The organism is Actinosynnema sp. NPDC023587, assembly GCF_040640215.1.
In the GTDB taxonomy this organism is placed as follows: Bacteria; Actinomycetota; Actinomycetes; order Mycobacteriales; family Pseudonocardiaceae; genus Actinosynnema.
In genome coordinates this window covers 218,894-240,780 of sequence record NZ_JBFABG010000002.1, presented here as the reverse complement: position 1 = coordinate 240,780, position 21,887 = coordinate 218,894, and the positions used below count along the sequence as shown (strand labels likewise).

Annotated in this window: 17 protein-coding genes; 13 read left to right on the top strand and 4 right to left on the bottom strand. The window is 73.0% G+C overall.

The annotated features are described in order from the left end of the window. Positions 1-51: 51 nt before the first annotated feature. On the top strand, positions 52-3,351 hold the full coding sequence (locus AB0G01_RS06155; RefSeq protein ID WP_360940276.1) for a glycosyltransferase family 2 protein: 3,300 nt from the start codon (positions 52-54) through the stop codon (positions 3,349-3,351). Between the two features lie 448 nt (positions 3,352-3,799). On the opposite strand, the gene AB0G01_RS06150 is transcribed toward AB0G01_RS06155, so the two are convergent. After that, positions 3,800-4,246 carry a metallopeptidase family protein gene (locus AB0G01_RS06150; RefSeq protein WP_360941223.1) on the bottom strand — a complete coding sequence of 149 codons (447 nt, stop codon included), beginning with the start codon at positions 4,244-4,246 and terminating at the stop codon, positions 3,800-3,802. Between the two features lie 126 nt (positions 4,247-4,372). On the opposite strand from AB0G01_RS06150, the gene AB0G01_RS06145 reads away from it, so the two are divergent. The 6 genes from AB0G01_RS06145 (at position 4,373) to AB0G01_RS06120 (ending at position 9,667) form a co-directional block, all read left to right on the top strand. Next, positions 4,373-4,732, top strand: a complete 360-nt coding sequence (locus AB0G01_RS06145) for a DUF3499 domain-containing protein (RefSeq protein ID WP_360940274.1) — start codon at positions 4,373-4,375, stop codon at positions 4,730-4,732. Positions 4,733-4,811: 79 nt separating this feature from the next. Continuing rightward, positions 4,812-6,164, top strand: coding sequence for a phosphomannomutase/phosphoglucomutase (locus AB0G01_RS06140; RefSeq protein WP_360940272.1), 1,353 nt, complete (start codon positions 4,812-4,814; stop codon positions 6,162-6,164). A gap of 5 nt (positions 6,165-6,169) precedes the next feature. After that, positions 6,170-6,367, top strand: a complete 198-nt coding sequence (locus AB0G01_RS06135) for a Trm112 family protein (RefSeq protein WP_360941220.1) — start codon at positions 6,170-6,172, stop codon at positions 6,365-6,367. Between the two features lie 6 nt (positions 6,368-6,373). Beyond that, entirely contained in the window at positions 6,374-7,450 is a 1,077-nt protein-coding gene (locus AB0G01_RS06130; protein ID WP_360940270.1) for a hypothetical protein, read from the top strand. 13 nt (positions 7,451-7,463) lie between these two features. Beyond that, on the top strand, positions 7,464-8,675 hold the full coding sequence (gene manA, locus AB0G01_RS06125; protein ID WP_360940268.1) for a mannose-6-phosphate isomerase, class I: 1,212 nt from the start codon (positions 7,464-7,466) through the stop codon (positions 8,673-8,675). Between the two features lie 71 nt (positions 8,676-8,746). Then, positions 8,747-9,667 (top strand): cation diffusion facilitator family transporter, encoded by a 921-nt coding sequence (locus AB0G01_RS06120; protein ID WP_360940266.1) that lies wholly within the window; start codon positions 8,747-8,749, stop codon positions 9,665-9,667. Positions 9,668-9,718: 51 nt separating this feature from the next. Here the strand turns inward: AB0G01_RS06120 and AB0G01_RS06115 are convergent, their stop codons facing one another. Beyond that, the gene (locus tag AB0G01_RS06115; RefSeq protein WP_360940264.1) at positions 9,719-11,242 is read right to left on the bottom strand and encodes an amino acid permease; all 1,524 of its coding nucleotides are present in this window, start codon (positions 11,240-11,242) and stop codon (positions 9,719-9,721) included. 251 nt (positions 11,243-11,493) lie between these two features. Further along, entirely contained in the window at positions 11,494-13,881 is a 2,388-nt protein-coding gene (locus AB0G01_RS06110) for a hypothetical protein (protein WP_360940262.1), read from the bottom strand. A 128-nt stretch (positions 13,882-14,009) separates the two neighbouring features. Between AB0G01_RS06110 and ahcY the strand changes: the two genes are divergently transcribed. From ahcY to AB0G01_RS06095, 3 genes are all read left to right on the top strand, one after another. Next, positions 14,010-15,473: an adenosylhomocysteinase gene (ahcY, locus tag AB0G01_RS06105; protein ID WP_360940260.1), complete on the top strand. Its 1,464-nt coding sequence runs from the start codon at positions 14,010-14,012 to the stop codon at positions 15,471-15,473. Between the two features lie 140 nt (positions 15,474-15,613). Continuing rightward, the gene (locus tag AB0G01_RS06100; protein ID WP_360940258.1) at positions 15,614-16,951 is read left to right on the top strand and encodes a DUF4041 domain-containing protein; all 1,338 of its coding nucleotides are present in this window, start codon (positions 15,614-15,616) and stop codon (positions 16,949-16,951) included. A 2-nt stretch (positions 16,952-16,953) separates the two neighbouring features. Beyond that, a complete protein-coding gene (locus tag AB0G01_RS06095) occupies positions 16,954-17,517 on the top strand; it encodes a DUF2510 domain-containing protein (protein WP_360940256.1) in 564 nt (187 codons plus the stop codon). 15 nt (positions 17,518-17,532) lie between these two features. On the opposite strand, the gene AB0G01_RS06090 is transcribed toward AB0G01_RS06095, so the two are convergent. After that, a complete protein-coding gene (locus tag AB0G01_RS06090) occupies positions 17,533-18,501 on the bottom strand; it encodes a hypothetical protein (protein WP_360940254.1) in 969 nt (322 codons plus the stop codon). 139 nt (positions 18,502-18,640) lie between these two features. On the opposite strand from AB0G01_RS06090, the gene AB0G01_RS06085 reads away from it, so the two are divergent. From AB0G01_RS06085 to mtrB, 3 genes are all read left to right on the top strand, one after another. Beyond that, positions 18,641-19,282 (top strand): dTMP kinase, encoded by a 642-nt coding sequence (locus tag AB0G01_RS06085; RefSeq protein WP_360940252.1) that lies wholly within the window; start codon positions 18,641-18,643, stop codon positions 19,280-19,282. Positions 19,283-19,468: 186 nt separating this feature from the next. After that, positions 19,469-20,146, top strand: a complete 678-nt coding sequence (mtrA, locus tag AB0G01_RS06080) for an MtrAB system response regulator MtrA (protein ID WP_360940250.1) — start codon at positions 19,469-19,471, stop codon at positions 20,144-20,146. Between the two features lie 10 nt (positions 20,147-20,156). Beyond that, positions 20,157-21,881 (top strand): MtrAB system histidine kinase MtrB, encoded by a 1,725-nt coding sequence (mtrB, locus tag AB0G01_RS06075; protein ID WP_360940248.1) that lies wholly within the window; start codon positions 20,157-20,159, stop codon positions 21,879-21,881. The last annotated feature ends 6 nt before the right edge of the window (positions 21,882-21,887 follow it).

Sequence of the window (21,887 nt, the reverse complement as noted above, 5' to 3'; positions counted from 1 at the left end):
CGGCTTACCGTGGTCGTTCCACGGCGTAGTCGGACGAACGAGGAGCGGCAGTTGACGAGCGGTGCCCCTGCGCGGTTGCGCACCGCGCCCGTGCTGGCCGTGCTGGTGTGCCACGACGGAGATCGGTGGCTGGGCACGGCCCTGTCCGCGTTGCGCGGGCAGCGGCCCCGGCCTCGGCACGTGATCGCGGTCGACACGGGATCGCTGGACCGCACGCCGAAACTGCTGGCGGAGGCATCCGAAGGTCCCGATCGGGTGATAGACGGCGTGCTGACGCTGCCGCGCGGCACCGGCTTCGGCGAAGCGGTGCACGCGGCGGTCGAGCACGCCGTGCAGCGGTGGGGTGACCCGGGCGCGTGGCTGTGGTTGCTGCACGACGACTGCGCGCCCGAGCCGGACTGCCTGTCGCTGCTGCTGACGGCGGCCGACGTGTCGCCGTCGGCGGCGGTGCTCGGCCCGCTCGCCCTGGACTGGGCCGACCCGCGCGTGGTGGTCGAAGCGGGGGTGTCGACGGACTCGTCGGGGCACCGGCAGACCGGCGTCGCCGGCGTCGGGGCCGCGTGGTCCGGGTCGTTCGAGCAGAGCACCGAGGCGCTGGCGGTGGCGTCGGCCGGGTCGCTGGTCCGGCGGTCGGTGTGGGAGTCGCTGGGCGGTTACGACCGGCGGCTGCCGTTGCTGCGCGACGACGTCGACTTCGGGTGGCGGGTCAACCTGGCCGGCCACCTGGTGCTGTCGGTGCCCGTCGCGCGGATTCGCCACGCGCGCGCGCTCGCGCGCGGTGAACGCCGGCTGGACGCGGTCGCCGCCCGGCCCGGACCGGCGCTGCGCGGTGTGGACCGGGCGCACGGGCTGCGCACGTTCCTGGTGAACTGCGGCACGGTGTCGTTCGCGGTCGGCGTGCCGCGACTGGTCGTGCTCGGACTGCTGCGGGCGCTGGGCTTCGCGCTGGTGCGGCGGTTCTCCGACGCGCACGCGGAACTCGGCGCGCTCGGCTACCTGCTGGGCGGTCGGGCGCGCCTGCGCGCGGCCCGCGCCGCGCGGCCGGCGAGGGGTGTCGTTCGTGGACTGTCCACCAGCCGGGTCACCCGGCTGCGCAACGCGATCGGCGGCGCTTCGGCGTACCTGATCCGGCGGCGGGTCGAGGCGGACGCCGCACTCGGCCGGCTGCCCGAGGGCGGCGGCCGGTCCGCCGTCTGGTCGCCACCGTCCGAAGTGGAGCGCCGGGTGGTCGGGCCGCCCGCGCTGCCGGCCGGCGTGCTGTCCCGCAGGCGACCCGTCCGGGTGACCGGCGGGTTGCGGCTGCCCGCGACCACCGTGCCGGTCGAAGCCTCGTTACCGGGCGCGTCGCGGCCCTCGCCGCGCCCGCGCCCGTCGCCGTCGCCGCGCGGGGGCGCGCCCGCCGTGGTGTTCGTCGAAGTCGACCGGGCCCGGGTGCTGCGGTCGCTGGTGCTCGGGCCGCCGCTGCTGCTGGTGTTCGGGCTGGCGGTGTTCGGCGTCCTGGCGAACGCCGGGCGGATCGGGCTGGACCTGTCGGGCGGCCGGTTGTTACCGGTGCGGGACCTGGGTGGGACGTGGTCGTCGTACCTGGCCTCCTGGCACCCGGTCGGCGGCGGGACCACCGCTCCCGCGCCCGCCGCGCTGGCGGTGCTGGGGACGGTGGGCGTGGTGTTCGGCGGACCGCCGGCCCTGGTCGCGGTGCTGTTCCTCGGCGACGCGCCGCTGGCCGGGCTGACCGCGTACCTGGCGTCCCGGCGGCTGCCCGTCCGGCGGCCGGCGCGCGCGGTGGTCGCGGCGGCCTACGCGCTGGTGCCCGCCGCCACGTCCGCCGTCGGGCAGGGGCGGCTGGACGTCGTCGTGGTGCACGTCCTCGCGCCGCTGGTGTTCGCCGGGGTGGCGGCCGTGCTGCGGGGCGGCAGCGGGGCGGCCTGGCTGCCCGTGGCGTCGGGGACCGCGTTGGCGGTCGCCGCGCTGGGCGCGTTCTCGCCGCTGGTGCACGCGCTGGTGGTGCTCGGGGCGCTGATCGGGTTCGTCGTGGTGCCGGGGAGGGAAGGCGACGGGCGGCGGCGGGTGGCCGGGTTGTTCACCGTCGTGCTGCTGCCGATGGCGTTGCTCCTGCCGTGGCCGGCCGTGGTGCTGCGGAACCCGTCCGTCGTGCTGCACGGGGTGGGCGCGTACCTGGAGAACGCGCCGGTCGGGTTGGTCGACCTGGTGGCGCTGCGGCCCGGCGGACCGGGTGCGGAGGCGTTCGTCGGGGTGCTGGTCGTGCTGTTCGCGCTGGGTGCGGCGGTGACCCGGCCGTCGCGGGCGATGCTGCCCGGCCTGGCGGTGGTGGCGCTCGCGGGGTTCGCGGTGATCGTGCTGCGGACCGTGCCGGTCACTCCGGTGGTCGGCGGGGTCTCCTTCCACGGGTGGACCGGTGCGCCGCTGGTGGTGGCGTCGTGGGGGTTGCTGTGGGTGGTCTTGGCCGCGTGCCGGCGGGACGCGGTGCCGGTGCCCTGGGCGCGGGTGGTGGGGGTCGTCGGCGTGGTCGGTGTGGTGGGGATGGCCGGTTTCGGTTTCGCCGGGTTGCGGTCCGGGCCGTTGACGGCGTCGACGGCCCGGTTGCCGTCGACGGTGGAGCGGGAGTTGCCCCGGACGGGGCGGTCGGTGCTGGTGCTGGGGTCGGATGGGACGGACGGGTCGGGGGTGGTGGCGCGGCTGGTCGCGGGGCGGTTGCCCGCCTTCGGGGACGACGATCTCGTGCCGGTGGTGACCAGTGCCGCGCGGTTGGCGCGGTGGAACCGGGACCTGGTGTCCGGGTCGGCGGGCTCGGCGAAGGTGGCCTTGGCGCAGGCCGCCGCGTCGGGGGTGGCGTTCGTGGTGGTGCCGGACCGGGCGTCCGCCCAGCGGGTGCGGGACGCGGTGGGCGACCTGGTAACCGTCGCGCCGCCGATGTCGGACGGACGGCCGGTGCTGCGGGTGCAGTTGGCGGCGGGCAACGCGGTGCTGCTGTCGCCGGAGCTGGCCCGGCGCGCCCGGACCGGCGGGAACCCGCCGGACTCGCTCGGTGTGCCGGGGATCGCCCCGGTCGAGGCCGGACCGCCGGAGGTGGGGGCCCGGGTGTCGGACGGGCCCGGGGGCCGGCTGCTCGTGGTGGCGGCCGAGGAGGAACCGGCGTGGAGCGCGACGGTGGACGGCCGCGCGGTGGCGGTCGTCCGGGCCTGGGGACACCTGGTGGGCGTGCCGGTGCCGGCCTCCGGGTCCGAGGTGCGGGTGGAGGTGCCGGGGACGTTGCGCGAACTGCTGCTGCTGGTCCAGGCGGCGGCTGCCCTGTTCACGGTGCTCACGGCGATCCCGTCGCGACGACGGTGAAGTGGCGTGTTTGGTGAAGTGGCTGCGGCGACGGCGGCGTGGTGGCTGCGGCGGTGAAGTGGTGGAGGCGGTGAAGTGGTGGCGGCGGCGGGCCGGGTTTTCTAGCTTGAAAGCGGCGCTCGCCGCGCGGCAGACCTCCGGGGGAGGAGCGTCGCTTCCTCCCGTATGGCCTGGTCAAAGACAACCACAGGCGTCAAGGGGATCTTGCTGACGTCGGGGTTGGTGGTGCGGTCTATCCCCTTGACACCTGCGGTTCCCTGCGGGCAGGCCATACGGGAGGAAGCGCGGCTTGGTGGTGGGCTTGCGCGCCTGTGGCGTGGGGGGCATGGGGGGAGGGGTTGTGTGCGGGAGCGGGAGCGCGGGCGGGCGGGAGCGCGGGCGGGCGCGGGCGGGCGGGCGGGCGCGGGAGCGCAGGTGGTGGCGGGGGTCTTAGGGGACTTGGCTGGAGTCAGTCGCCGTCGATCACGTCCGGGTCCAGGCCCAGGTAGTTGGCCACCTGTTCCACCAGGACGTCGTGCACCAGGTCGGCCAGGTCCGCGCCGTCCTTCGCCCTGGCCTCCAGGGGACGGCGGTAGAGGACGATCCTGGCCCTCCGGTCCGTCCCCGCCGCCAGCAGGCGGGCCAGGGGGACGTTGCCGTCTTCCACGATGTCGCCGTCTTCGTCCGCCGCCTGCACGTCCGGGACGTCGTCCACCGCCACGTCCAACTGCGTCAGCTCCGTCCGCCACCGCGTCTCGATGGGCTCCAGGGCCTCCAGCACCAGCGCGTCGAACCGTTCCGCCCGGCTCCGCGCGGCCGGCAGGGTCGCCGGGTAGAGCGGGCCGCGCAGACCTCGGCCGTGACGGTCGCGGTTGCGTCGGCGCGGGCTGCCCTGTCGTCGCGAACCTCTGGCCATCACCACGGGGTAGAGGGTAGTTGGCGGGGGCGACAGGCTGTCGGCGACCTGCGGACTTGCCGAACTCGACCGCCGCGCCGGAGGTAATCCAACACACCTCAGCCGCGACGCGATATCGTCCCCGCCGTGCGGAGCGTGAGACGGTGCTCGCGAACCGGGTGCGCTAACCCGGCAGTCGCCACGCTCACGTACGCCTATGCGGACTCCACGGCGGTCGTCGGACCCCTGGCCACCTACTCCGAACCGCACAGCTACGACCTGTGCGAGGAGCACGCCCTCCGGCTCACCGCGCCGCGCGGCTGGGAGGTGGTCCGCTACCAGGGCGAGTTCCGGGCCCCCGAACCCACCGTGGACGACCTGACCGCGCTGGCCGAGGCCGTGCGGGAGGCGGGGCGCGCCGACCGGCCGGTGGACCCGCCGGAGGTGCGCGCGGGCACGGTCAGGCGTGGTCACCTGCGGGTCCTGCCCGATCCCAACGAAGACTGAATGTACCGGGCACGGCTCGCGGGCGAGCGCCGGTAGGCTTTCGACGCCCACGTCAAGAGCCAAAACCGGGAGTGTGGCTGTGCGCGATCTGTCCGGCATCGTCAAGGCTTACGACATCCGCGGTGTCGTCGGGGAACAGCTCGACGCGGAGGTCGTCCGCGAGTTCGGCGCGGCGTTCGCGCGGCTGGTCGGTGGGTCGGCGGTGGTCGTCGGCTACGACATGCGCGAGTCCTCGCCCGGTCTCGCCGCCGCGTTCGCCGAGGGCGTCACGCGCCAGGGTGTCGACGTGATCGACATCGGTCTGGCCAGCACCGACATGCTCTACTTCGCCTCCGGCAAGCTCGACCTGCCCGGCGCGATGTTCACCGCCTCGCACAACCCGGCGAAGTACAACGGCATCAAGCTCTGCCGCGCCGGTGCCGCGCCGGTCGGGCAGGACACCGGGCTGGGGCAGATCCGCGCCGACGTCGAGCAGGGCGTGGCGGACGCCGAGGGCGCGGCGCGCGGCTCGGTCTCCCAGCGCGACATGCTCACCGAGTACGCCGCCTACCTGCGCGAACTGGTCGACCTGACCGGCTCCCGGCCGTTGAAGATCGTGGTCGACGCGGGCAACGGCATGGGCGGCTACACGGTGCCGGAGGTGTTCGCCGGGCTGCCGATCGAGGTGGTCCCGATGTACTTCGAGCTGGACGGCAGCTTCCCGAACCACGAGGCCAACCCGCTCGACCCGAAGAACATCGTCGACCTCCAGGCGCGGGTGCGCGAGGAGGGCGCGGACGCGGGGGTCGCGTTCGACGGCGACGCGGACCGCTGCTTCGTGGTGGACGAGCGCGGCGAGCCGGTCTCGCCCAGCGCGATCACCGCCCTGGTGGCCGTGCGCGAGCTGGCCAAGGACCCCGGCGGCACGATCATCCACAACCTGATCACCTCGCACGGCGTGCCGGAGATCGTCCGCGAGCACGGCGGCAACCCGGTGCGCACCCGGGTGGGGCACTCGTTCATCAAGGAGGAGATGGCCCGGACCGGTGCCATCTTCGGCGGCGAGCACTCCGCGCACTACTACTTCCGCGACTTCTGGCGGGCCGACACGGGCATGCTGGCCGCGCTGCACGTGCTGGCCGCGCTGGGCGAGCAGGACGGCCCGCTGTCCGCGCTGACCGCCGACTACGCGCGCTACGCGGCCTCCGGCGAGGTCAACTCGACGGTGGACGACCAGGCCGGCCGGCTGGCCGCCATCAAGGCGGAGTTCGGCGGTCGCGAGGGCGTCACGCTGGACGAGCTGGACGGTCTCACCGTCGGGCTGCCCGACGGCTCGTGGTTCAACCTGCGGGCCTCCAACACCGAGCCGCTGCTGCGGCTGAACGTCGAAGCCGCCGACGCGGCCTCGGTCGCGGCGTTGCGCGACGAGGTCCTGGCGATCGTGAGGGGATGAACACCGTGGTCGTCCAACTCGACGCCAAGCTGTTGGAGATCCTGGCCTGCCCGTGCCCGGAGCACGCGCCGCTGCGGCCCGGCACGGCCGAGGACGCGCAGGCGGACTTCCTGACCTGCACGGCGTGCGGCCGGTCGTTCCCGGTCCGGGAGGGCATCCCGGTGCTCCTGCTGGACGAGGCCGTCACGCCGACGGCGGGGTGATCCCCGGTGCTCGACGACAGCCTCCTGGACGACCGGTCCCGCCTCCTCGACGCCGACACCGGCGGCCTGCTGCACGCTGCGGCACGGGCCGGCGCACAGGTCAGGGCCACCGCCGAAGCGGCCGAGGAACTGGGGGTGCGACGGGTGCTCCAGGACCGGCCACGGGCGTTGGTGCTGGTCACCCGCCCCGGCGTCGGCCACTCGGTGGCCAAGCTGGTGAACTCCCTGCTCGGGCCGCACTGCCCGGTGCCGGTGGTGGTGGCCGACGACGTGCCGGGCTGGGTGGGCGCGCTGGACGTGGTCCTCGCGCACACCGAGGACCCCGGTGACGTGGTGCTCGCCGAAGCGGTGGACCGGGCGGCCCGGCGGGGCGCGCGGGTGCTGCTGACCGCCGAGGCCGAGGGGCCGGTGGCCGCGTCCGCCGCGCAGCACGCGCTGCTCATCCCGCCGCGCGTGCCGGTGCCGCAGGGCTTCGGCTTCGCCCGCGGCTTCGCGGCGTGGGTGCTGGCGCTCAACGCGCTGCACCTGCTCGACGTGGACGTCCAGGCGATCGCCGACGAACTGGACCGGGAGGCCGAGCGCGACCACCCGGTGCACGAGTCGTTCGTGAACCCGGCCAAGTCCCTGGCCCTGCGGGTCGCCGACCGGACCCCGCTGCTGTGGGGCCTGGACGGGCCGGCGACGGCGGTCGCCGCGCACGGCGCGGGCGTGCTCGCCTGCTACGCCGGCCTGGTGAGCGACGTCTCGGGCTACCCGCAGGCCTTGACCAAGTCGGTGCTGCACCGCCGCGCCGTGCACGGCACGTCCGGGTCGGACATCTTCGCCGACCCGGACGACGAGCAGGACGGGCTGGTGCGCGTGCTGCTGCTGGCCGTGCGCCGGGGGCGGCAGGCCGAGTTCGCGCGGCGGTCCGCGATGGAGACCTTGCCGGGAGCCGACGTGCTCGAACCGGCCGAGGAAGTGACCGGGGGCGACGCGGTGTGTGCCGCGCTGCTCGCGCTGCGGTTCGAACTGGCGGCGCTGTACCTGGGTCTGGCGGCGGGAACGCTGGGCGGTCCGGGGCAGTACGCGCCCGCCGTCTGAGGGGAAGCTGGCTGTGGAACTGCTGCACAACGCGGTGCGGGCGTACGCGTGGGGATCGCGCACGGCCATCGCCGAACTCCTCGGGAGGGAGGTGCCGGCCCCGCACCCCGAGGCGGAGCTGTGGATGGGTGCCCACCCGGGCGACCCGTCCCGGGTGATCCGCCCGGACGGGGCCCGCTCGCTGGTGGAGCTGCTCGCCGAGGACCCCGCCGGCCAGCTCGGGACCCGGTGCGCGGACCGCTGGGGCAGCAGGCTGCCGTTCCTGCTCAAGGTGCTGGCGGCGGAGGAGCCGCTGAGCCTCCAGGCGCACCCGTCGGCCGCGCAGGCCGCGCGCGGGTTCGCCACCGAGGAGGCGGCGGGCCTGGCGCTGGACTCGTCGGTGCGCAACTACAAGGACCCGTCCGCGAAGCCCGAGCTGGTCTGCGCGTTGACCGAGTTCCACGCCCTGGCCGGGTTCCGCGCGCCGGACCGGACGGTGGCGCTGCTGCGGTCGCTGGAGGCCCCGGACTTCGCCCCGTACACGGAGCTGCTGGCCGCCCAGCCCGACGAGAACGGGTTGCGCGCCCTGTTCACCACCCTGATCACCCTGCCGCAGACCGCGCTGGACGGCCTGCTGCCGCAGGTCTTGGACGCGTGCGTGCTGCACGTGAAGGGCCGGGGTGACTTCGACATGGAGTGCCGCACGGTCCTGGAGCTCGGCGAGGCGTACCCCGGTGACGCCGGTGTGCTGGCCGCGATGCTGCTCAACCGGCTGGTGCTCCAGCCCGGCGAGGCCATCCACCTGCCCGCCGGCAACCTGCACGCGTACCTGCACGGCACGGCCGTGGAGATCCTGGCGAACTCGGACAACGTGCTGCGCTGCGGCCTCACCCCCAAGCACGTGGACGTGCCCGAGCTGATGCGCGTGCTGGACTTCGCGTGCGGGGACATGCCCGTGCAGACCGGCGAGCAGACCGCGCCGGGCCTGTGGACCTACCGCACGCCGAGCCCGGAGTTCGAGCTGTCCAGGCTGGAGGTCGTCCCCGGCGAGGAGTTGGCGGTCGACCACGACGGTCCGCAGATCCTCCTGGTCACCCGGGGCCGGGCGCGGTTGACGAACCCGTCCGGCGCGTCGCTGCTGGTCGAGCGCGGCCAGTCGGTGTGGCTGCCCGCGTCCGACCCGGTGGTCGTGGTCACCGCCGACGAGCCGACGCGCCTTTTCCGGGCCACCGCGGGCACCGATTAGGGTCTGCCCACTAGGGTCACCCGCGGAACCGGGTCACTCCGACAAATCGGACTTTGGGCGAGGGAGAAGCTGTGTCAGCAGGGGGCGGTACCAAGGCCATCATCGCCGCGCTGGTGGCGAACGCCGGGATCGCGGTGGCGAAGTTCGTCGGCTTCCTGGTGACGGGTTCGTCGTCGATGCTCGCCGAGGCGGTGCACTCGGTCGCGGACACCTCCAACCAGGGTCTGCTGCTGCTCGGCCAGAAGACGTCCCGGCGCAGGGCCACGAGCAACCACCCGTTCGGCTTCGGCCGGGACCGGTACTTCTACTCGTTCGTGGTCGCCCTGCTGCTGTTCAGCATGGGTTCGGTGTTCGCGCTGTACGAGGGCATCCACAAGTTGCAGGCCCCCGAGGCGCTGTCGTCGCCGCTGGTCGCGGTGATCATCCTGGTGGTCGCGATCGGGCTGGAGACCTACAGCTTCAAGACCGCGATCACCGAGTCGAAGCTGGTCAAGGGCAACGCGACCTGGTGGCAGTTCATCCGGCAGTCGAAGGTGCCCGAGCTGCCCGTGGTGCTGCTGGAGGACGCGGGCGCGCTGTTCGGCCTGGTCCTGGCGCTGCTCGGCGTCGGGCTGTCGACGGTCACCGGCGACCCGGTGTGGGACGCCGTCGGCACCATCTGCATCGGTGTGCTGCTGGGCATCATCGCGATCATCCTGATCGTGGAGATGAAGTCGCTGCTGATCGGCGAGGGCGCGGCCCCGGTCGAGCTGGACACGATCGTGGACGAGCTCACGTCGGGCGAGGTGCGGCGGGTCATCCACATCCGGACCCAGTACATCGGGCCGGACGAGCTGCTGGTGGCGGCGAAGATCGCGCTCAGCCCGGGTCTGCCGGTCAGCGAGGTCGCTCAGGCGATCGACGAGGCCGAGCAGCGGGTCCGGACCAAGGTCCCGGCCGCCCGGCTGATCTACCTGGAGCCCGACCTGGACCGCTCGACCACCCAGTCGTAGGCACCGCGCGGGGGTGACGAGCCGGACTCGTCACCCTCGCGCGGCTCGTCACTACGGCACCTCGTCGGGCTTCACCACGGGGACGGCGGTCGCGCCCTTCCGCTTGCCCAGCAGGGAGTTCCGCCGGCTGTAGGCGAAGTACACGACCACGCCCAGCGCCATCCACGCCAGGAACCGGACCCAGGTCAGCGCGGTCAGGTTCAGCATCAGCCAGGCGCACGCGACGATCGCCAGGATCGGGACCAGCGGGACCAGCGGCACCCGGAAGCCGCGCGGCAGGTCCGGCCGGGTCTTGCGGAGCACCAGCACGCCCGCCGACACCAGCACGAACGCGAACAGCGTGCCGACGTTGACCATCTCCTCCAGCTTGCCCGCCGGGAAGAAGCCCGCCGCGATCGCGACCAGGACGCCGATGCAGAGCGTGATCCGGAACGGCGTGCCGCGCTTGCCGGTCTTCGCCAGGCCGCGCGGCAGCAGGCCGTCCCGCGACATCGCGAACAGCACCCGCGACTGGCCCAGCATCAGCACCATCACGACCGTGGTCAGACCGGCCAGCGCGCCCACCGAGATGACGGTGGCGGCCCACTCGACGCCGTTCTCCGAGAACGCCGTGGCGAGCGTGGCGCGGCTGCCGTCCGGCTGGGTCTTCAACCGGTCGTACGGCAGCATGCCGGTGATCACCAGCGACACCGCGACGTAGAGCACGGTGACGATCGCGAGCGAGCCCAGGATGCCGCGCGGCACGGCCTTCTGCGGGTTGCGGGTCTCCTCGGCGGTGGTCGCGACGACGTCGAAGCCGATGAACGCGAAGAACACCAGCGACGCCGCCGCGAGCAGGCCGAGCACGCCGTAGGTGCTGCCCGAGAAGCCGGTGACCAGTGAGAACAACGACTGCTCAAGCCCGCTGCCGGTGCTGCCGCCGGTTTCCGCCGGCGGGATGTACGGGCTGTAGTTCGCCGCTTTGACGTAGCCGATGCCGAGCACGATCACCAGCAGCACCACGGCCACCTTGACGGCCGTGATCACCGCGCTGACCCGTGACGACAGCTTGGTGCCGACCGCGAGCAGCACGGTCAGCGCGACCACCAGCAGCAGCGAGCCCCAGTCGACCTCCAGCCCGCCGACCGGGACCGTGGTCTTCAGGTCGAACCCGAGCTGCCCGAGCACGGTCTGGAGGTACTGCGACCAGCCCTTGGCCACGGCCGCCGCGCCCACCGCGAACTCCAGGACCAGGTCCCAGCCGATGATCCACGCCACGAACTCGCCGAAGGTGGCGTAGGAGAACGTGTACGCGCTGCCCGCGACGGGCACCGTGGACGCGAATTCGGCGTAGCACAGGGCGGCCAGCGCGCAGGCGATCGCGGCCAGCACGAACGCGAGGGAGACCGACGGTCCGGCGAGGTTGCCGGCGGTGGACGCGGTCAGCGTGAAGATGCCGGCCCCGATCACCACCGCGACGCCGAAGACGGTCAGGTCCCACGCGGTCAGGTCTCTGCGCAGCTTGGTGTCCGGCTCGTCGGTGTCGGCGATCGACTGCTCGATCGACTTCGTGCGCCAAAGCCCGTTCCCCGGCACGGTGCGGCTCCTCCTCGTCGAGGGTTGTACGGCTGTTCAGCCTAGAGGTCCGGTGGGGGATCGGTGGGTTGTCCCGGACCGGGCCACGCCTTCCCCACCTGCCCACCGGTCCCGGCGGAACAGCGCGCCCGGCGGCGTCCAGTGGAGCACCGGACGGCGTCCGCGAGCTACCGTCGCGAGTACGGAATCGGGTGCTCTTCCCGGGACTGCCCGACGCCCCTCGCCCGGCGGACGAGGGGCGGACCCGGCCCTCAGTGCGTCTCGGGTTCCGGCGATCGGCGCGGGGCCTGGCGGGCCATCGGCAGCACCGGGCTCGGCGGCGGGGCCGCCACGGTCTCCAGACCCGCCGCGATGGCCACCGCGCGGTCCCACTCCGGGTCGGACGTGTAGTCCCGGTGCCGGTTCACCCCCGCCGCCCACCGCCGTCCCGGGAACGGGCCGCGCTGGGGGTCCGGCAGCCAGTGGTCGCCGCCGAGCACGAGCGCCCCGGTCGGGCCGCGCAGAGCCGGCGGCAGCGCGCCGGTCGTGCCGTCGGGCAGGAACCCGATCCCGAGGAGCATCCCGTCGAACACCTGCCTGCCCCACGTCATGACCGCGCCGCCCAACGGGTCCGTGCCGCGGCACAGCGCACGCCACCGCCCGTCCAGCCCGCCGGCCAGCCGCGCCAGCGACTCGTGCGGCACGACCGCCGGGAACGCCCTCGGGTAGGCCCACTGCAACTGCGAGCCCGCCGTCACCAGGCCCACCCGCGCCGCGTCGGCCGGCGGCAACTCCTCCAGCAGGCGCGCCGCCGCGACCGCCGCCAGCAGGCTCCCCTGGGAGTGCCCGGCGATCACCACCCGCACCCCCGGGTCGGCCAGGTGCTCCCGCACCCGCGACACCAGCTCCGGCACGACCTTCAACGCGTAGCAGGGCGGCACCACGGGGTGCGCCTCGCGCGGCCAGAACGCCGCCAGGTCCGCCAGGATGCCCAACTGCCGCGCGGTGTCCGGCCGCCGCGCGGCCAGCCACACGGCCCGCAGCAACACCAGCGCCAGCACCGCGAGCACCACCACGCCGACCGCGGCGAACGGCTTCGTCCAGGTCGGCGGGTCCACCTCGCGCAACCGCAGCAGCGCCGCCGGCACCGAGCCCGCCACCAGCACGCACGCCCCGATCAGCACCACGTGGTGGCTGTGCCGCTGCTCCCAGCGCGCCCACCACCACGCCCGCGCGGCCCGTTTCACGTCCCGCTCGCGCCCGGCGTGCAGCAACGACGCCTCGCGCGCCCACTCCTTGCCCCGCCGCAGCGAACTCCACCGCACCGCACCGGTCGTCGCCACCACCGCGATCCCGGCGACGAGCGCCAGCACCCCGGCCACGCCCCACAGCAGGGCGATGTAGTCGTACCCGCGCGGCAGCACGCCGTGCCCCAGCGCGCGGCGCAGCGTCAACGCCACCCCGGCCCCGAACCCGCCGCCGAGCAGCGCCGCGATCGCCAGCACCGGCGCGGCCATCCAGCCGCCCGCCCACGGCCGCAGGTCGCGCGGCAGCTCCTTCCACGTCCGGCGGGCCAGCAGCGCCGCCGGCACCAGCAGCAGGCCGAGCAGCCCGCACACCAGCGCCACCGCCGCCGCCACCAGTTGCACGGCCTGGTCCGCGCCGGGCATCCGCACCGGCAGCCGGGTGAGCAGCGCCGCCGACGCGAGGAACACCGCCCACGCCACGACCAGCAGCGCCTGCCGGGGCCGCCGCGCCAGCACCGCGCGCAGCCACCGCCCGCCCCGGTGCGGCGCGCCGCCGGTCGGGTCGTCCAGCAGCATCGCGGCCAGCGCGGAGAACGCCACCAGCGCCACGCCGGCCACCCACGCCGCGTCCAGCGCGACACCGTGCCACCCCGGCGCGACCAGCGGCCCCAGCGGGCCGCCGAGCCCGATGACCGCCGCCGCGCCGAGACCCGCGACCAGGTGCAGCACCCGCAGCGCGGGCACGTCCGGGTCGGTCGCCACGTGCGCGCCGGGCAGGCCGGACGGCCCGATCGCCGACGCGGGCACGTGCTTGCGCTCGATCCGCCAGTCGACCGCCGACACCCGGTGCAGCACCAGGAGCAGCAGCGCGATCGGCGCGAGCCCGATCACCGACCGCGCCCACGGCAGGTCCGACACCCACGACGAACCCCCCGGGCACGTCGACCCCGGCGCGAGGCACTGCGCCGCGACCAGGTCCAGGCTGATCACCGCGAGCTGCGCGACCAGCAGCACGGTCAGCAGCAGCGCGGCCAACCGCAGCAACGACCGCAGCCCGACCCCGACGAGGTGCGCGACCGCCGAGCCGGTCGGCACCGGCGGCAGCATCCAGTGCGCCACGTTCGCCAGCGAGAACGGGAACAGCAGCGCCCACGTCGCCTTGGCCCAGCCGCCGGAGGTCATGCCGCCCCACACGTAGCCCTCGACCACCCGCGAGACCGGCCGGCCACCCGCCTGGAGCATCGGTCCCGGCGCGGGTCTCCGAAGCCGATCGGCCGGCCGCACGATGCGCCCCAGGCCGTCCCCGGCCACGTCCACCGCCGCCACCGCATCCACCAGGGACTGCGGCGTCGTGCCCTGGACGCCGTGGACCCGCAGCTCGACCACCCGTGTGTCGGGGCCGGGAATCAGCACAGAACCTCCAGCGAACCTCGCGTCAGCCAGGCCATAGTGGTGCATGAGCACCCCAGTCGCAGTCGACCCCGGCTCCCGGCGTGGCGAGCGGTAGGGTCGGGCGTACCCCGAACATGGAGGAATCCGCGATGACCGCCGAGAGGCTCCAGAACCGCAACGGCATCGATTTCGCCGTGGCCGACCTCTCCCTGGCTGAGTTCGGCCGCAAGGAGATCCGCCTGGCCCAGCACGAGATGCCGGGCCTGATGGCGCTGCGGCGCGAGTACTCCGAGGTCTACCCGCTGAAGGGGGCGCGGATCTCCGGCTCGTTGCACATGACGGTGCAGACCGCCGTCCTCATCGAGACGCTGGTCTCCCTCGGTGCCGAGGTCCGCTGGGCCTCGTGCAACATCTTCTCGACGCAGGACCACGCCGCCGCCGCGGTCGTCGTGGGCCCGCACGGCACCGAGGAGGAGCCGCAGGGCGTCCCGGTGTTCGCCTGGAAGGGCGAGACGCTGGAGGAGTACTGGTGGACCGCCGAGTCGATGCTGACCTGGCCGGACGGCGGCGGCCCCAACATGATCCTGGACGACGGCGGTGACGCGACGCTGCTCGTGCACAAGGGTGCCGAGTACGAGAAGGCCGGAGTCGTCCCCTCCGCTGACGAGAACGACTCCGAGGAGTGGCAACTCGTCCTGGAGACGCTGCGCAAGTCGCTGGCGGCGGACCCCGGCAAGTGGACCAAGATCGCCGAGGGCATCCGGGGCGTCACCGAGGAGACCACGACCGGCGTCATGCGGCTCTACCAGCTCGCGGCGGCGGGCAACCTGCTGTTCCCGGCGATCAACGTCAACGACGCGGTCACCAAGTCGAAGTTCGACAACCGGTACGGCATCCGCCACTCGCTGATCGACGGCATCAACCGCGGCACCGACGTGCTGATGGGCGGCAAGGTCGCGGTCATCTGCGGCTACGGCGACGTCGGCAAGGGCGCGGCGGAGTCGCTGCGCGGCCAGGGCGCGCGGATCATCGTGACCGAGATCGACCCGATCTGCGCCCTCCAGGCGGCCATGGACGGCTACGACGTCCAGGTGCTGGAGGACGTGCTGGAACGGGCCGACATCGTCATCACGACGACCGGCAACAAGGACGTCGTGCGCATCGAGCACATGGCCGCGATGAAGCACCAGGCGATCCTGGGCAACATCGGCCACTTCGACAACGAGATCGACATGGCCGGCCTCCAGCGCTACCCCGGCATCCGGCGGATCAACATCAAGCCGCAGGTCGACGAGTGGGTGTTCCCGGACGGCAAGTCGATCCTGGTGCTGTCCGAGGGCCGCTTGCTCAACCTGGGCAACGCGACCGGCCACCCGAGCTTCGTGATGTCGAACTCGTTCTCGAACCAGGTGATCGCGCAGGTCGAGCTGTTCTCGAAGTACCAGGAGTACGACAAGGAGGTGTACCGCCTCCCGAAGAAGCTGGACGAGAAGGTCGCGCGCATCCACCTGGACGCGCTGGGCGGCAAGCTCACCAAGCTCTCCAAGGACCAGGCCGAGTACATCGACGTGGACGTCGAAGGCCCGTACAAGTCGGAGCACTACCGCTACTGAGCCGCAGCGGTGTCGTCGAACAGGCCGGAGCGCTGATGCCCCGGCCTGTTCGCCTTCCCGGACTCCGGCGCGATTCGTAACACCGGAATCATTCACCGCGATCCTCCTGTGCACACCGCGCGGCACGAAGGGGGTACAACGTGGCGTTGTTCGGGAACCGGGAGAACGCGGAAGCGGCGGCGCTCCAGCAACAACTGGTCGCGGCGCACGGCACCATCGCCGAACTCCGGGGGTGGGTGGGGCAGCTCAGGGGGGCGGGCACCTCCGCGCTGGAGGCCGAGCTACGTGACCTGCGCGCCGCCGTCGACCAGTCGAAAGCGACGTACGAGGCGCTCGGCGCGTCACGTCGGCAGCTCAGCGGCGAGCTCGCGGCGCTGCAAGCGGGACTGGTCGAGACGCGTGAGCTCGCCTTGCTCCAAGAAGTCGGCGTCTACGAGTACGCACACCCGTTGGACGACGTCCTCGCGTACAAGGACGCGTTGGCCGACCTGAAGCAGCGGATCAAGGCCGCCGCCAAGACCGACGCCGTCACGAGCCAGGTGAACTGGTCGGTGAACGGTTCGGTCAAGGAGGGCCAGAAACTCGGCCGGGACATGGCCAAGCTGATGCTGCGCGCCTACAACGCGGAAGCCGACAACGCCGTGCGCTCGGTGAAACCGCACACCCGCGACTCGGTGAAGAGAAAACTCACCACCACCCGCGACACGATCGGCAGACTCGGCACGTCGATGGGCATCTCCATCTCGGCCGACTACCACCGGCTCCGCCTCGTCGAGATCGACCTGACCGCCGACCACCTGGTGAAGGCCGAGCACGAGCGCGAGCAGGCCCGGGAGGAGCGCGCCCGCCTGCGCGAAGAGGCCAAGGTGATGCGGGAGGTCGAACGGGAGCGGGTGCGGTTGGCCAAGGAGCGGGCGCACTACGCGGCCGTGATCGCGCGGCTCGCCGTGAACGGCGACCCGGAGGCGCTCGGTCTCGCGCGGGAGCAGCTCGACCGGGTCGACCGGGCGATCGACGGCGTCGAGGAGCAGGCCGCCAACGTGCGCGCCGGGTACGTCTACGTGATCTCCAACATCGGTGCGTTCGGCCCGGACGTGGTCAAGATCGGGATGACCCGCCGCCTGGAGCCGATGGACCGGGTGCGCGAGCTCGGAGACGCGTCGGTGCCGTTCCGGTTCGACACGCACGCCCTGTTCTTCTCGAAGGACGCGGTCGCGCTGGAGACCGCGCTCCACCAGCGGTTGGCGCACAAGCGGGTGAACCTGGTCAACGCGCGCCGGGAGTTCTTCTACGCGACACCCGCCGAGGTGAAAGAGCTGATGGTCGGCTTGGGCGACGACCACGTCCTGGAGTTCACCGAGACCGCGGAGGCCGTCGAGTGGCGGGCCTCGGAGACGGGCCGGCGCGGCGGTCCCGCACCGGGCGGGGTGCTGCCGGCGGACGGCGACGGCGACCTGTCCGACGACGGGGAGGAGTGACCGTGACCCAGTCACCCGCACGGCCTCCCGCGTGGCTGCCCGACCCGCTCGACGACTCCCTGGTCCGCTATTGGGACGGTGCGCGCTGGACGTTCCACACCGCCGTGCGCCAGGTCGCGGAGGCAGCCGCGCCGGTGCCCGCTCCGCAGCAGGTCGTGCCCGCGTTGCGCCCTGATGTCGCGGCGGCTCTGCACCGGGCGCGCGGCACGCTCGTGGGGTCGATGAAAGAGGTGAACCTGCTCGGCGGCTACCTGCGCCCGGAGGAACGGGTGCTCGCCCTGACGGCCGCCCAGGGGGAGGGCTTCGGGGTGCTCGCGTGCACCGACCGCCGCCTGTTGTTCCTGTTCGTGGGGGTGGTGCGCCGGCAGTTCGCGGAGGTCGACTGGAACCGGGCGAAGGGGGTGTTCTACGACCGGACCTCGAAGGCGTTCACCGTCTACACGACCAAGCCCACCAGGAAGGCGCAGCCCGCCCTGGTGGTGCGGGTGGCCCGGGTCGAGGACGCGCAGGCGGTCGCGCACGCGGCGCAGATGGCGTCCGCCGCTCCGCGCCTCGACGTCGTCTGACACCGGTGGCCCCGGTCAGCTCCACTCCACGCCGATGCCCGCCATCCCCGGTCCGACGTCGGTGAAGAAGGCGCTGACCACGCCGCCGAGCCCGCAGACCAGTTCCTCCACGTCCACCGGCGTCGCGCCCGCGTCTACCCGGAACTGCTTGGTGCACCGGGCGGGCAGGGCGCGCCGGTTGAACGCGAGCTGGACCAGGTAGCCGCGGCACGGTTCGCGGAACGTCCGGTGGTGGCCCGGGGTCGCGCCACCGGTGTCGTCCACCACCGTGAAGCTGAAGACGTGCTCCTCGCCCTCGGAGAGCCGTCGGTCGAAGAGGAGTTCGAAGGCCAGCCCGCGGGACGCGCTCTGCCGTCGCAACCGCCCCTGCCGGCACCCCTCGGCGGGTCGGACGAGGGCGTTGTCGATCACCGACCCCTCGTCGCCCTGGTGCACGGCCAGGTACCGGTCCGGCCCCGTCCGCAGCGCCCGCACGACCAGCCTGGTGGTGATCGCGCGCTGCTCCCGCTGCACCCCGATCAGCACCGTGTCGTGCACGGACAGCACTTCCAGGTCCGCGTTGGCCCGCGCGCTCTCCGGCACGGCCTCGAACTCGGCCAGCAGCGGCACGGTGTTGACCCACGCGTTGGCGAGCTCGGTGAACGCGGGCCGGGGCAGCCGGGGTTGCGGGCGGTTGCCGACGAGCGTGACCAGCGAGTCCACCGGCAACCGCAGCACGGTTTCCAGCGCCCGCACGGTCGCGATCGCGCGCGGCACTTCGGGGTGGCGCAGTCCTCGCTGCCAGTAGCTCAGCGTCGACTGCCCGACCTGCACGCCCTGCTGCCCCAGGTGCGCCCGCAGCCGGGCCAGGGACAGGCCCCGGTGGGCGATGGCGTCGTGCAACGCACGGTGGAAGGGGCCGTAACGCAGCGTCTCGGCCAGGGCGCTGGGCAACCCTGGTGGGTGGTCCACCGGCTGGTCAACCGGCCCGGAATCCGCGGTCACCGCGGCACCACCCTTTCGCACGGACCCAAATTGGGTTCACCGTAGTCACTCAATCTGGTGAGAGAAAGATCTCCAGTCACCCAACTGGGCGATGTCATGCCACCGATCGAGGTTTTCGGTCGCCCCTTAGGGTGGTGGCGTGGGAAAACTGGTGGTGATCGAGGGATTGGACGGCGCGGGAAAGCGGACCCTCGCCAAGGCGCTCACCGACGGGCTCGCGGCCCGGGGGCGCGCGGTCGCCACCGCCGCCTTCCCCCGGTACGACGACGACATCCACGCCGAACTCGTCCGGGACGCGCTGCACGGCAGGCTCGGCGACCTGACGGAATCCGTGCACGGCATGTCCGTCCTGTACGCGCTGGACCGCCGCGCCGCCGCCGATCGGATCCGCGCGGACCTCGACGACTACGACGTCGTCCTCCTCGACCGGTACATCGCCTCCAACGCCGCCTATGGCGCGGCGCGCCTCCGCGAGCACGCGGACGGGGAATTCGTGGCCTGGCTGCGCGCCCTGGAGGTGGACCGCTTCGGGTTGCCGATCCCGGACCTCCAGTTGCTGCTGCGCGTGCCGAGCGCGGTGGCGCGGAGCCGGGCCGCCCACCGGGAGGCGTCCGAGCAGCGCGAACGTGACGTCTACGAGTCCGACGAGGACCTCCAGAGCCGCTGCGCGACCGTCTACGACGAACTGGCCGCCGCGCACTGGCTGTCGCCGTGGGAAGTCCTCGACGGCACCGCCGACCTGCGGGTGGAGGGGCTGCTCGACGGGTATTTCACCCGTTAGTCTCACACCGTAACGAAACGTGACCGCCCTGCCGATGAGTCGCTGAACGAATCCCGTGCGGTGATGCGAGGTGGGCACGTGGAACGGCGACCGAGATGGATGATCGAGCGGACCCGTGCGACGACCAGCGGCGATGACCACTGGGCGGTGCGTGGGGGTCCGACCACTAGTGGGACGATGTCGGGTATGAAGGCACGCGTGCTCGTGGTGGACGACGACCCCGCTCTGGCGGAGATGCTGACCATCGTGCTGCGGGGCGAGGGGTTCGATACCGCGGTGGTGGCCGATGGCGCCCGCGCGCTGCCCGCGCTCCGCGAGTTGAAACCGGATCTGGTGCTCCTCGACCTCATGCTCCCGGGCATGAACGGCATCGACGTGTGCAAGGCGATCCGCTCGGAATCGGGCGTTCCGATCGTCATGCTCACCGCGAAGAGCGACACCGTGGACATCGTGCTGGGCCTGGAGTCCGGCGCGGACGACTACGTGGTCAAGCCGTTCAAGCCGAAGGAGCTGGTGGCGCGTATCCGCGCGCGCCTGCGGCGGACCGAGGCGGAACCGGCCGAGATGCTCCAGATCGGCGACCTGACCATCGACGTGCCCGGCCACGAGGTGCTGCGCGAGGGCAAGCCGATCCAGCTCACCCCGCTGGAGTTCGACCTCCTGGTGGCGCTGGCGCGCAAGCCGCGCCAGGTGTTCACCCGCGAGGTGCTGCTGGAGCAGGTGTGGGGCTACCGGCACGCGGCGGACACCCGGCTGGTGAACGTCCACGTGCAGCGGCTGCGCTCGAAGGTGGAGCGCGACCCCGAGCACCCCGAGGTGGTGCTGACCGTCCGCGGCGTCGGGTACAAGGCGGGCCCTCCGTGATCGGTGCCCGATGAGCGTGCTTGATCCCGCGGTTCGCGCACTCCGCCGCGGGGTCGAGCGCGCACGCCGGCAAGCCGCGGCGTTCGGCGACCTGTGGCGGCGCTCGCTCCAGCTCCGCGTCGTGGTCAGCACGCTCGCGCTGTCCTCCGCCGTGGTGTTCGTGCTGGGCATGGTGCTCCAGGTGCAGATCACCGGGCAGTTGCTGGACACCAAGACGCAGGCGGCGATCCGGCAGACCGAGGCGTCGGCGGCGGCCGTGCAGCCCGACCTGTCCGGCCTCAACCCCGGCCCGGACAGCGTCAAGTCGCGGTTCACCGCCGCGTTGAACAAGATCAACGCGGCGGGTTCCGGCCTGGACGCGACCTCGTCCGGCGCGGGCGCGTTCGAACCCGTGCTGTCCGACCCGGTCGGCATCGGCTCCGACGGCCTGCCGACCGCGGTCGGCCCGTGGCAGGACGTGCCGGCGGGGCTGACCAAGGTCCTCGAACGCGGCAGCGCCGGCTGGCAGATCACCACCGTCGAGCGCAGCACCGGCCGCACCACGCTGCTCGTGGTCGGCAAGCCGGTGAACAGCTCCGCCCGCGCGATGCACCTGTACCTGCTGTTCCCGCTGACCGGCGAGCAGTCGACCGCCGAGGTCGTCCAGTCGACGCTGGTCGTGGGCGGTCTGGTGCTGCTGCTGCTGCTCGCGGTGATCGCCAACCTGGTGACCAGGCAGGTCGTGCGCCCGGTGCGGCAGGCCGCCGAGATCGCGGAGCGCTTCGCGGACGGCAGCCTGGACGAGCGGATGCCCGTGGTGGGCGAGGACGACGTGGCCCGGCTGGCCGAGTCCTACAACGAGATGGCCGCGAGCATCCAGCGGCAGATCCACCAGTTGGAGGAGTTCGGGCAGCTCCAACGCCGGTTCACCTCCGACGTCTCGCACGAGCTGCGCACGCCGCTGACCACCGTGCGGATGGCGGCGGACGTGCTGCACGCGTCCCGCGAGCAGTTCCCGGGCGGCCTGGCCCGCTCCACCGAGCTGCTGGTGGACGAACTGGACCGGTTCGAATCGCTGCTGGGCGACCTGCTGGAGATCAGCCGGCTGGACGCGGGCGTCGAGGAGCTCGCCGCCGACCTGATCGACATCCGGGTGCTGGCCCGCCGGGCGCACGACTCGGTGCGGGCCATCGCGAACAGCAGCGGCACCACGATCGTCCTGGACCTGCCGGACCACGAGGTGACCGCGGAGCTGGACTCCCGGCGGATCGAGCGGATCCTGCGGAACCTGCTCGCCAACGCCATCGACCACGGCGAGGGACTGCCCGTCGAGCTCACGCTCCGGGGTGACGGCGACGCGGTGGCGGTGGTCGTCCGCGACCGGGGCGTCGGCCTGCGGGCGGGCGAGGCCGACCTGGTGTTCAACCGGTTCTGGCGGGCGGACCCGTCGCGCAACCGCCGCACCGGCGGCACCGGCCTGGGCCTGTCCATCAGCCTGGAGGACGCGCGCCTGCACGGCGGGTGGCTGGAGGCGTGGGGCGAGCGCGGGTACGGCGCGGTGTTCCGGCTGACCGTGCCCTGCCGGCACGGCCACGAGCTGACCGCCAGCCCCCTGCCCCTGGAACCGCCGGACCTGCCCGCCGTGGTGGCCGAGCCGGAGCCCGAGGAGTCGGCCGAAGAGGTCGAGCTGACCGAGGAGGAGATCACCTGGCAGCCCGCGCAGCCCGTGACGGGTGAACGCGAGGAGGTCCGGTGACCCGCT

What these genes read in the sequence shown, in the direction of transcription:
- mtrA (WP_360940250.1), top strand. Translation starts at nt 19,469, where the DNA reads ATGAAGGCACGCGTGCTCGTGGTGGACGACGACCCCGCTCTGGCGGAG.
- mtrB (WP_360940248.1), top strand. Translation starts at nt 20,157, where the DNA reads ATGAGCGTGCTTGATCCCGCGGTTCGCGCACTCCGCCGCGGGGTCGAG.
- AB0G01_RS06150 (WP_360941223.1), bottom strand. Translation starts at nt 4,246, where the DNA reads ATGGCCAGAGGTTCGCGACGACAGGGCAGCCCGCGCCGACGCAACCGC.
- ahcY (WP_360940260.1), top strand. Translation starts at nt 14,010, where the DNA reads ATGACCGCCGAGAGGCTCCAGAACCGCAACGGCATCGATTTCGCCGTG.